An 11,232-nucleotide genomic window follows, 5' to 3' on the forward strand; every position below is an offset into this window, starting at 1 on the left:
GGGGCGTGGGTGGCCTGGGTGGGTATGGCGGTGGATTGGGGGGCATGGGGGGCTACGGAGATACTGTAGGGAATAATTCCGCCGGGAGTGACGCCCAAAGTGGGAGCGGAAGCCAAGGCTCTGCTAGATCGGGTGCCTGTAGCGGCGGCACCGGGAATTTCGGCGGCGGCGCTGGGGCGTTGGGCGCGACAGGTGGATATAACACCGGAATGGGTGGATATGGCGGTGGATTGGGGGGCGGGATCGGGGGCTATGGCAGCGGATTCGGTAGTGGTATTGGGGGTTATGGCGGCGTCGGTGGCACGAGCGGTTTTGGCTCTGGATTAACCGGACTCGGCGGCGGCTCGGGTGGTTATGGCGTGGGGGTTGGGGGGCTTGGCGGCGGTTTGAATACCTATGGCGGATTCAATTCGGGAACCACTTGGAATGGCGGAGTTTGCCATCGCACTCGCCGCACCCAGTGGCAAGCCATCTATACCGAATACACCACCACCACCTCGCAGATATTTCAGGACACACAACAGGCCTATATACCGATTAGTCAACCCACCAACGCCACTAACATCAACGAAATAATCACTCGGAAGCGGGCACAGGCCAGTGTTTCCTTATTGTATCCGAAAACTAATATCACGCTGAGCGGCTACCAGGAACGGGCCAATTATCAATCCAATGGGAACCAAGATGTGTTGGGTGTCACGGCTTTTTGGAATTGGCGTTTCGCGAAGCAAACCTCGTCACAATTAATGGTGGCTTGGCAATCGCTCAATGCCAAGCCGACATCGAGTCCCCAATACTCGAGCGATTTTTCTATGATTTCTCTGGGCGTGTACCATACCATCTCGAAATATGTCAGTGGTGGCTTGACTTACCGATATACCGAGCAGAGTTCGGATTTATTAGCGGCTTCTTATTCGGAAAACCGTGTAATGGCAAATCTATTTCTAAGGTATTGAATCCTTATGTATGACACGTTCTACAACCTAAAGAAGAAGCCTTTTCAGCTTAACCCCGATCCCGAGTTCTTTTTTAATAGCGCGGTGCATCGGCGGGCCTTGGCTTATCTCCGCTATGGGTTGGCTCAGGGTGAAGGGTTTGTGGTGGTGACGGGCGTGCCGGGCACCGGCAAGACCATGTTGGTCAAAGAGCTATTTGAAACCTTGCGCAACGAGAATATCGTCGCCGGTTTAATGGTGACATCGCAGGTGGGGGCTGAGGATACTTTGCGGATTATTGCCGCGACGTTCGGTTTGTCCTACGACGGCGATGCCAAGGCGATTTTGCTAAAGAATCTGGAAAACTTTTTCAAGCTCAAAGCCCGCGAGGGAAGGCGCGTGCTATTAGTGGTGGACGAGGCCCAGAATCTCCCACCGCAGTCCTTGGAAGAATTGCGGATGTTGTTGAATTTTGAATTGGATGGACGTTCGGTATTCCAGGTTTTCATGTTGGGCCAGGATGAACTGCGGGTCACTTTGCAAAGCGGCAAAATGGAGCAGGTCCGGCAAAGGGTGACGGCCACTTATCATTTACGGCCCTTGGAGCCGGACGAAACCCACGACTATATCCTGCACCGCTTGACCACCGCTGGCTGGAATCAAGACCCACATATTTCCGACTTGGCATTCGAGGAAATACATAATTATGCCAATGGCATTCCCCGAATCATTAATACCCTGTGCGACCGTTTGCTGTTATATGGTTACTTGGAAGAGTTACATGAATTGACCCTAGAAGCGGTGCAGTTAGTGATTAATGAAATAGATCAGGATGCGGTGAAAAGTCCACCAGCGGCGTGCCCCGAGTCCACTAATGGCGCAGCCAATGGATTGGTTAGGGAGTTGGCCGATAATTTGCCCATGGGCGAAGGAAGCCTTGAAAACCGTGTATGCCAACTTGAGAATATGGTTTCCGCCTTGCGGAAAACAGCACAAAAGGAGCGGGCCTTGCTGCGCAAAGCTATTTTATTGCAGTTGGATATGGACCCGGTTTATGAGGATCAGCCGGACGACTTGCCCGAGTCGCGATAATTCATGACGCGACATTAGGGATTATAGTGATCCCGATATTATTACCTTATTAGTATAGATGGCAGTGGAGGGAAAGCTTCATTTGATCGCCCTCACCCCAACCCTCTCCCGTGGGGAGAGGAGGCAGAACATGGTTTTACCAACCCAGGTATTTATGTTCCCGGTCCATTCATAGAACACGAGGCGATTGAATTGTTCCCATCATTAAAAGTAGGCAAGGAAACTTCCCCCGTGAATGCCATGACGGTGGATGTGGAGGATTATTTCCAGGTTTCCGCCTTCGAGCCTTATATCGCCCGAGAGGCTTGGGAAAAGCTATCGTGTCGGGTCGAGCGGAATACCGATAAGATCCTACAGTTATTCGCGGCCCATGGTGTAAACGCTACTTTTTTCACGCTGGGCTGGGTGGCGGAGCGTTATCCGGGGCTGGTGAAGCGGATCGTCGAAGCCGGGCATGAATTGGCCTGTCATGGTTATAGCCATATTCGGGTGACGGAACAAACGCCAGCGGAGTTCCGCGAAGACGTGAGCCTATCCAAGCGGATTTTGGAAGACATTTCCGGCGGTTCCGTGCTGGGGTATCGGGCCGCCAGTTATTCCATCGGCGCGAATAATCTGTGGGCGCTGGACATTCTCGGCGAGTTGGGCTTTCGTTATAGTTCCAGCATTTACCCCGTCAAACATGATTTATATGGCATGCCGGAGGCGCCGCGCTTCGGGTTCCAACCGAGTGGTGCCGCAGGCTTGTTGGAATTGCCCGTTACCACCGTGAAATTGGGCGAGCGGAATTTCCCCTGTGGCGGCGGCGGCTATTTTCGGTTGCTGCCCTATGGGGTTTCCCGTTGGGCCATGCGCCGGGTTAATAAGCAGGATGGGCAGGCATGCATTTTTTATTTCCACCCGTGGGAGATTGATCCAGATCAGCCCCGCCAGAAAAATATCAATATGAAAACCCGTTTCCGCCATTATCTCAATTTGTCCCGCATGGAAGGACGTCTGGTTCGGCTATTGAATGATTTTCGGTGGGACACCATGGCGAACGTGTTTCTAGACTCGGGCGAAAGTCGGCCTGCCAATTAATTTCCCACCGGATACTTATGGATATTAAGCTTTTAGATAATGGCCGCAAGGCGGATTGGGATGCCTTTGTCGAGGCGTGTCCAAGGGCCAGTTTTTTTCATAAGTCCGGCTGGAAAGAGGTTATTGAGCGGGCTTTTGGCCATGCCACCTATTACTTTTACGCGGAACAATCCGGGAGAATCGTCGGCCTGCTGCCCTTGGGCCATGTGAAAAGCCTGCTGTTCGGCAATGCTTTAATTTCCAATCCATTTTGCGTCTACGGTGGCGCGGTGGCGGAATCGGACGCGGCACGCCAAGCGCTGGAGGATCGGGCGGTGAGTTTGGCCCATGAATTGGGCGTGGATTATTTGGAATTCCGTAACCAGCACGCCGGGTCTTCTGGACGCCCGACCAAATCCCTGTATGTCACCTTCCGTAAAACCCTGGACCCGGACCCGGATAAAAACTTGGCAGCAGTGCCGAGAAAACAGCGGGCCATGATTCGAAAAGGTATGGCGGCGGGCCTGCAATCGGTGGTGGATGCCAAGGTGGATAGGGTTTATGAGGCTTATGCGGAATCCGTGCGTAATTTAGGTACGCCAGTGTTTTCCAAGCGGTATTTCGAGCTTTTGAAGGAAGTATTCGGCGACGCCTGCGAGCTGTTGTCCATCGAACACGAAGGGCAGGTGGTGGCCGGGGTGATGAACTTTTATTTCCGCGACGAGGTGTTGCCCTATTATGGCGGCGGTATCGAACGGGCGCGGGATTTGAAGGCCAATGATTTCATGTATTGGGAAGTCATGCGGCGGGCGGTCGAGAAAGGCGTGAATGTCTTCGATTATGGCCGCAGCAAGGAAGGCACCGGGTCATACCGATTCAAGACCCATTGGGGATTTGAACCCGAGCCGCTGCCGTATGAATATGAATTGGTGAAGGCCCGGCAGGTGCCGAATATCAATCCCTTGAATCCTAAATATCGGCTGTTCGTGTCGGCTTGGCAGCACTTGCCATTGCCGGTGAGTAAACTGGTTGGACCTTGGATTTCGCGGAGCCTGGGCTGATATGGGCGATACTGGACAAACCATGAGGGAAATCCTGTTTCTGGTCCACCGGATTCCCTATCCGCCCAATAAAGGGGACAAGATTCGTTCCTTCCATATCCTCAAATATCTGGCGGAATCCTGCCGGGTTTATCTCGGGGCGTTTGTGGACGATCCCGAGGATTGGCAATATCTGCCCGAGGTGCGAAAGTATTGCGCGGAAGCCTGCCTATTGCCCCTGAATCCCACTCAGGGAAAATGGCGGAGTTTGAAAGGCTTTATCACCGGGGAACCCCTGAGCGTGCCTTATTATGCGGATTCCCATATGTCGGCCTGGGTGAGGCGGATTATGGCGCGGCCTTCCATCGGGGGTGTTTTGGTGTTTTCTTCGGCCATGTCCCAATACGCCGAACCCTATGACGGCGTGCCGCGCCTCATCGACTTCGTGGATGTGGATTCAGATAAATGGCGTCAATATGCCCGCAATAAAACCTGGCCCGCCAGTTGGGTTTATCGCCGCGAGGCGGCTTATCTGCTCCGGCACGACCGGCGGGTGGCGGCCAAGTTCGACCGTTCCTTATTCGTGTCCGAGCAGGAGGCGAATCTCTTCGCGGAACTGGCCCCGGAGACCGCCGACCGCCTGCTCCCCTTGGAGAACGGCGTGGATACGGTTTATTTCGACGGCTTGGCGGATTATCCCAACCCTTACGGGCCGGATGACCGGGTAATGGTGTTCACCGGGGCCATGGATTATTGGGCCAATGTGGATGCCGTGGCTTGGTTCGCCCATGTGGTGTTCCCCTTGATCCGTGAACACGATGACAGCGTCCGGTTCGTCATTGCCGGCGCTCGCCCCACCGAGGCGGTGCGGGCGCTGGAGGCCCGCGAAGGCGTCACGGTGACGGGCGCGGTGCCGGATATGCGGCCTTATCTGGCCCATGCCCGCATGGCGGTGGCGCCGTTGCGCATTGCCCGTGGCATACAGAACAAGGTGTTGGAGGCGATGGCCATGGGCAAGCCGGTGCTGGCCTCGCCCGCCGCGATGGAGGGGATACGGATCGACGCCGCCTTGGATACCTGGGTGGCGGATCAGCCGGAGGATTGGGCCGGGGCCGCGCTGGCGATGCTGCGCGACGAGGGGGCGCCGGCTTGGTCGGCGGTGAATCGGCGCTTTATTGAGCGGCGCTATGGCTGGGACCATAGTCTCGCCCGCCTCGGCGACTTGCTGGAGAACCTATGAGCGATCACGCCGCCACGCTCAAGGGCGAGGGGTCGGCCCGTGGGGCGGACTTGGCGCCACACTGGCGGACGGCGCTGGCGGTGGTGGTCGCCGGCATGGTGGCCTTGCTGGCGATTTACCACGAGACCTTTGGTTCCATCGTGGAGATTTGGTGGCGGTCGGAAACGTTCGCCCATGGCTTTTTGATCTTCCCCATCAGCGCATGGCTGATTTGGCAGCGTCGGGACGTGGTGGCGCGGATTCCGCCCCGCCCGGATTATCGGGCGGCACCGTTTTTGGTGCTGGCGGGCCTGGGCTGGCTGGTGGCCCGCGTGGCCGGGGTTCAGGTGGTCGAGCAATATGCCCTCATCGCCATGCTGCCCGGTCTGGTTTGGCTGCTGCTGGGCTGGCGGGTGTTCCGGGAACTGGCGTTCCCCTTGGGCTTCCTATTGTTCGCCGTGCCCATGGGGGAGTTTCTGGTGCCCCCGATGATGGACTTCACCGCCGACTTCACGGTCATGATGCTGCGCCTCACCGGCGTCCCGGTGTTCCGGGAGGGCACGTTCTTCAGCATTCCCAGCGGCGACTGGTCGGTGGTGGAAGCCTGTAGCGGGCTGCGCTATCTGATTGCCTCCATCACCCTGGGCTTTCTGTACGCCTACCTGAGCTACCGCTCGATTTATCGGCGGCTGGCGTTCATCGCCTTGGCCTTGGCGTTCCCGGTCATCGCCAATGGCCTTCGCGCCTACATGATCGTGATGCTGGCCCATTTGAGCAATATGAAGCTGGCCGTGGGGGCGGACCACCTCATTTACGGCTGGGTGTTTTTCGGGCTGGTCATGCTGCTGATGTTCTGGCTGGGTTCGCTGTGGGCGGACGACGCGGCCCATTCGGAGGACCGGGCGCGGCGGGTGGGCGGCGTCACGCCGACGCCAGCGGCGCGACAGACGTTGTTGGTCGGCCTGGCGGTCGCGTTGGGAATCGCTGTGGTGTGGCCGGTGCGGGCCGCTTATATCGAGCGCTTGGCGGCGGCCCGGACCGGGCCGATGGCTCTAACGCTGCCCGAACAGGCCGGTGCTTGGCGGGCCACCGGCGCTTTCACCGAGTGGAAGCCGTCCTATGTCCGGCCCACGCTGTTGGCGGAAAAGTTTTTCAGCGATGGGGCGAACACGGTGGGTCTATTCGTGATGGTTTACCGGAATCAGGCGCAGGGGGATGAGTTGATTAATTCCCAGAACGTGTTGATTCCTCAGGGCCACCCGGTCTGGAAAATGCCGGGCGAGAGGTCGGCGCAAGTGACCCTTAACGGCCAGCCAGTGACGGTGCTGCAAGGGGAGTTGCTGTCGCCCCGGCAAAGGCTGGTGACGTGGCGTTGGAACCGCATCGGCGAGGCGTATACGGCCAACGACTACGTGGGCAAATGGCTGGAGGCGAAGGACAGGCTGTGGGGTGACATCCGCGACGAGGCCGGGCTGGTCATCGTGACGGAATATGACGAAGACCCCGAGGCGGCGCTGGCGGTGTTGCAACGGTTCACGGACGCCATGCTGGGGCCGCTCGAAGCCAGCCTGAACCGGGCGGCGGGTGGCTGAGGCGATGGCCGGAAATGATTTCAGTCAGGGCGGCGGGCGCGGGTACCTGCCCGACCCACGGAAGCCTCCGTTGGTGGCCCATATCATTTATCGCCTGGGCGTGGGTGGCCTGGAAAACGGCTTGGTGAACCTCATCAACCGCACGCCCGGGGACCGCTATCGCCACGCGGTGATTTGCCTCAAGGATGCCACCGATTTTCGCCGCCGCCTCGCGCCCGAGGTGCCGGTGTACGAGCTGCATCGTCGGGAAGGGCAGGACTTCGGGCTGTATGTCCGGCTGTTCCGCCTGCTGCGGGAACTCCGGCCCGACCTCGTGCATACCCGCAACTTGGCGGCGGTAGAGTGCTTGCTCCCCGCGTGGCTGGCGGGCGTCAGGGCGCGGGTGCATGGGGAGCATGGCTGGGATGTGTTCGACCCCGACGGGAGCAACCGCAAATATCAATGGCTGCGGCGGGCCTTCGAGCCTCTGGTTCAGCGCTATATCCCGCTGTCGCGTCACTTGGAAGACTATCTCCTGGCGCGGATCAAGGTGCCCGCCGGGAAAATCACCCGGATTTGCAACGGCGTGGACACGGCGGTTTTCTGCCCCGCGCCGGGCGGACGGGCGGCGATTCCCGACTGTCCATTCGGGACCGGCGAGGGCTTGATTCTGGCGGGCACCGTGGGCCGGATGCATGGCGTGAAGGACCAGATCAATCTGGTCCGGGGCTTTCTGAAACTTATCGCGGACCATCCCCGGCACCGAGCGGGCTTGCGGTTGATCTTGGTGGGCGACGGTCCCCTGCGGGCCGAGGCCGAAGCCTTGCTGCGGAAGGCGGGCGCGGCGGCGCTGGCCTGGCTGCCGGGCGAGCGCGGCGACATCGCGGACATTCTGCGCGGGCTGGATATTTTCGTGCTGCCCTCACAGGCGGAGGGGATTTCCAACACCATCCTGGAAGCCATGGCGTCAGGGCTGCCAGTCATCGCCACGGCGGTGGGCGGCAACCCGGAGTTGGTGGACGATGGCGTCACCGGGCGCTTGGTGCCCAAGCAAAATCCCGATGCCATGGCCACCGCCTTGCTGGAATATCTGGATCAACCGGAACGCATCCAGGCCCACGCCGCCGCCGGATTGGCGCGGGTGCGGGACGGCTTCAGCCTGGACGGGATGGTGGGGCGGTATTTGGCCGTTTACGATGACGTGTTGGACGCCAAGAGGGCATAAGCATGTGGGGTGGTGCCGACATTTTCGATACACTCACAAAAACAATAATCTTTCTGCACCAAAACGGATAACCGGACCCCACCCGGACAGCTATGCGAATTCTCCACATACTCGATCATTCCATCCCGCTGCACAGCGGCTACACCTTCAGAACCCGCGCCATCCTGGAGCAGCAGCGCGCCCTGGGTTTTGAGACTTTCCACATCACCTCGGCCAAGCAAAAGGGTCCGAGCGTCGCGGTCGAGGAAGTGGACGGCTTCCGCTTTTTCCGCACGCCCCAACCCAACCACTGGTATGCCGACTGGCCTTTGCTGAACCATTTTTCGGTGGTGGACAGCCTGGCGAAGCGCTTGGGCGAGGTCATCGAGGACGTCGGTCCCGACATTCTCCACGCCCATTCTCCGGCCCTGAACGGCTTGGCCGCGCTGCGGGTCGCCCAGTGGTACTCGCTGCCGGTGGTCTACGAGTGCCGGGCCTTCTGGGAGGATGCCGCCGTGGACCACGGCACCAGCCGGGAAAACGGGCTGCGCTACCGCGCCACCCACGCCCTGGAAAGCTACGTATTCCGCCGGGCGCAGGCCATCACCACAATCTGCGAGGGCTTGCGGCAGGACATCATTGCCCGGGGCATCCCCGCCGCCAAGGTGACGGTCATCCCCAACGCCGTGGACATCCACCGCTTCCACTTCGCGGGCGAGCCGGACCTCAAGTTACGGGAAGAACTCGGCTTGATCGGCAAAACGGTGCTGGGTTTCATCGGCTCGTTTTACGCCTATGAGGGCTTGCCCCTGCTGTTGGAAGCCATGCCCGCGATTCTGCGCGACAAGCCGGACCTGACCTTGCTCTTGGTGGGCGGCGGTCCCCAGGAGGCGTTCCTCAAAGAAGAAGTGAAGCGCTTAGGGCTGGGCGACAACGTGATTTTCTCGGGCCGGGTATCTCACGACAAGGTGCAAAAGTATTACGACCAAGTGGATATATTCGTCTACCCCCGCTATTCCATGCGGCTGACCGAATTGGTGACGCCGTTGAAACCCCTGGAAGCCATGGCCCAAGGTCGGTTGGTGGTGGCCTCCGACGTAGGCGGACATAAGGAATTAATCGCCGACCGGCAAACCGGCTGGCTATTCAAGGCGGGCGACGCCGCCGACCTGGCCCGGACGGTATTGGAACTTATCAACGCGCCGGACGCGTGGCCCATCATTAAACAGGCCGGGCGTCGGTTCGTGGAGCAGGAACGCAACTGGCAAGCCAGCGTCCAGCGCTACGTCGCTATTTATCAAAGCCTCTTGGCCGGGTGAGGGCGGGCGCATGACGATACTTGCGCCTGTTTATAAACTCATCGGCAACGCCCTGTCGCCCGCCGGGGCTAGGGCGCGGCTCAGCCTCCTGATTTATCACCGGGTGCTGGCGGAGACCGACCCCTTGTCCCCCAACGAAACCACCGCCGCCCGCTTCGATGCGGAAATGGCTCTGCTCAAGCAGGTCTTCAACGTGCTGCCCCTGTCCGAAGCCGTGGCCCGGCTCAAAGCGGGCAGCCTCCCGGTGCGCACGGCTTGCGTCACCTTCGACGATGGCTACGCCGACAACCTGACGCTGGCCTTGCCGATCCTCAAGAAACACGGTTTGCCCGCCTGCTTTTTCATCGCCAGCGGGTATTTGAACGGCGGGCGGATGTTCAACGACACCGTGATTGAATCCATCCGCCGCGCCAAATCGGAGCGCCTCGACTTGAGCGGCTTGGGATTGGGCGAACACGATATTTCAACGCCGGACGCCAAGGCCCAAGCCATCGGGCGGATTTTGCCGAAAATAAAATATTTGCCGCTTGGTCAGCGCGAGGACACGGCGGCGGAATTGGCGGCAAAAGTCACGGACGAGGCGCTGCCCAATGATTTGATGATGACCACCGAGCAATTGCAAAACCTGTATGAATCCGGCATGGAAATCGGCGCACATACCCATTTACATCCCATTTTGGCGAAACTCGACGAAGCCTCGGCGCGGCGGGAAATAAGTGCGGGGGTGGAGTATTTGGAGCAAACCTTGAATACCCGGATACGAGTATTTGCGTATCCCAACGGCAAGCCCGGTGTTGATTATCTTCCCCAGCAGGCGGGGTTAATCAAAGCCCTGGGATTCGAGGGCGCGGTTTCCACCCGCTGGGGCGCGGCTAGTGCGGGAAGCGATCCGTTTCAATTGCCCCGGTTCACGCCTTGGTCGGCGAGTTTGGCGAAATTCCATCCGCAGCTTTTGCAGAATTTGGCGCGGTCGTATCAGTCTGGGAATAAATAGCTGTGGGAGTGGGCTTCAGCCCACGACCGAGTGGTCGCCTGTCGTGGGCTGAAGCCCGCTCCCACGGAGTAAGGATTGAGTCTCGCCCCGTCGCTCGCAGGAGACGGGACGCAGAGCGACCAAGGCAGCATTCCCCCGGAGACCGTCTGCCATTAAGTTTAAGGATGCGTAGGCTTTGATTTCGCTGGCTGAGCGGAGTCGAAGTCGGCGCTTTGCGCATCGCTTTGATGCGGGCTTCGGCGCGGGTCGCCAGTGGCAGCGCCAGCAAAAACAACGGCGAGGGCGAAACCGCCCCGGTGTGCTTCGGCTGCCACTGAGAATGCGCCATACCTTTTGTAGGGCGCGAGCCGCACACTATAAGGCTTAATATTTCGTTATACCGGCATCCCGCTGGTATTGCAGACTCTTCTGGGCAAGCGGGAACATCCTATTTAGCTCGGGATTATTGCCCTGCCTTGTAACCCACTTTTCCAACTGACACGGATGGATAACATCCCTTTACAGGGGTGTTATCCGTTTCAACTCCGCCCGTATGCTTCCAGGGATATTTCACGCCCAATTCGCAAAATTCAACATTCAAAACAGGGCTTGCATTTCCCCCTTTCGGCCTCCGGCGCTTTTTGAACACATAAATTTTGAGTGTTCCACTTAAAACCGGCAACCGCTGCGAGGCATGGAGCGATGTGAAGCGAGCGAGCCGAGTAGTCCCCGGTAGCCCGAGTGCCGGGCGGATTCCCGGAGGGAATCTGCAAGGCCCACGACCGGGCGTAGAGCCATTTGTGGAGCCACGTCCCGATCC

General features: G+C 58.9%; 8 protein-coding genes and 1 pseudogene. All 9 read left to right on the top strand.

Going from position 1 to position 11,232, the window contains the following annotated elements; all coding sequences use genetic code 11:
• Positions 1–956 (top strand): annotated as a pseudogene (locus tag ACXWUF_RS11020) (hypothetical protein); the annotation flags it as partial.
• 6 nt (positions 957–962) lie between these two features.
• A complete protein-coding gene (locus ACXWUF_RS11025; RefSeq protein ID WP_458494727.1) occupies positions 963–2,027 on the top strand; it encodes an XrtA/PEP-CTERM system-associated ATPase in 1,065 nt (354 codons plus the stop codon).
• A 240-nt stretch (positions 2,028–2,267) separates the two neighbouring features.
• Positions 2,268–3,107 carry an XrtA system polysaccharide deacetylase gene (locus ACXWUF_RS11030; RefSeq protein WP_458494734.1) on the top strand — a complete coding sequence of 280 codons (840 nt, stop codon included), beginning with the start codon at positions 2,268–2,270 and terminating at the stop codon, positions 3,105–3,107.
• A 17-nt stretch (positions 3,108–3,124) separates the two neighbouring features.
• Positions 3,125–4,147, top strand: coding sequence for a FemAB family XrtA/PEP-CTERM system-associated protein (locus tag ACXWUF_RS11035; RefSeq protein WP_458494728.1), 1,023 nt, complete (start codon positions 3,125–3,127; stop codon positions 4,145–4,147).
• Position 4,148: 1 nt separating this feature from the next.
• Positions 4,149–5,366, top strand: a complete 1,218-nt coding sequence (locus ACXWUF_RS11040; RefSeq protein WP_458496773.1) for a TIGR03087 family PEP-CTERM/XrtA system glycosyltransferase — start codon at positions 4,149–4,151, stop codon at positions 5,364–5,366.
• Positions 5,363–6,937: an exosortase A gene (gene xrtA / locus ACXWUF_RS11045; protein WP_458494730.1), complete on the top strand. Its 1,575-nt coding sequence runs from the start codon at positions 5,363–5,365 to the stop codon at positions 6,935–6,937. Before ACXWUF_RS11040 ends, xrtA begins: the two co-directional genes overlap by 4 nt.
• Before the next feature lie 73 nt (positions 6,938–7,010).
• Positions 7,011–8,141 (top strand): TIGR03088 family PEP-CTERM/XrtA system glycosyltransferase, encoded by a 1,131-nt coding sequence (locus ACXWUF_RS11050; RefSeq protein WP_458494731.1) that lies wholly within the window; start codon positions 7,011–7,013, stop codon positions 8,139–8,141.
• A 92-nt stretch (positions 8,142–8,233) separates the two neighbouring features.
• Entirely contained in the window at positions 8,234–9,439 is a 1,206-nt protein-coding gene (locus ACXWUF_RS11055; RefSeq protein WP_458494732.1) for a TIGR04063 family PEP-CTERM/XrtA system glycosyltransferase, read from the top strand.
• Positions 9,440–9,449: 10 nt separating this feature from the next.
• Positions 9,450–10,433, top strand: coding sequence for a polysaccharide deacetylase family protein (locus tag ACXWUF_RS11060; protein ID WP_458494733.1), 984 nt, complete (start codon positions 9,450–9,452; stop codon positions 10,431–10,433).
• Positions 10,434–11,232: the final 799 nt, after the last annotated feature.

The sequence above is a fragment of the Methylomagnum sp. genome (assembly GCF_054333355.1).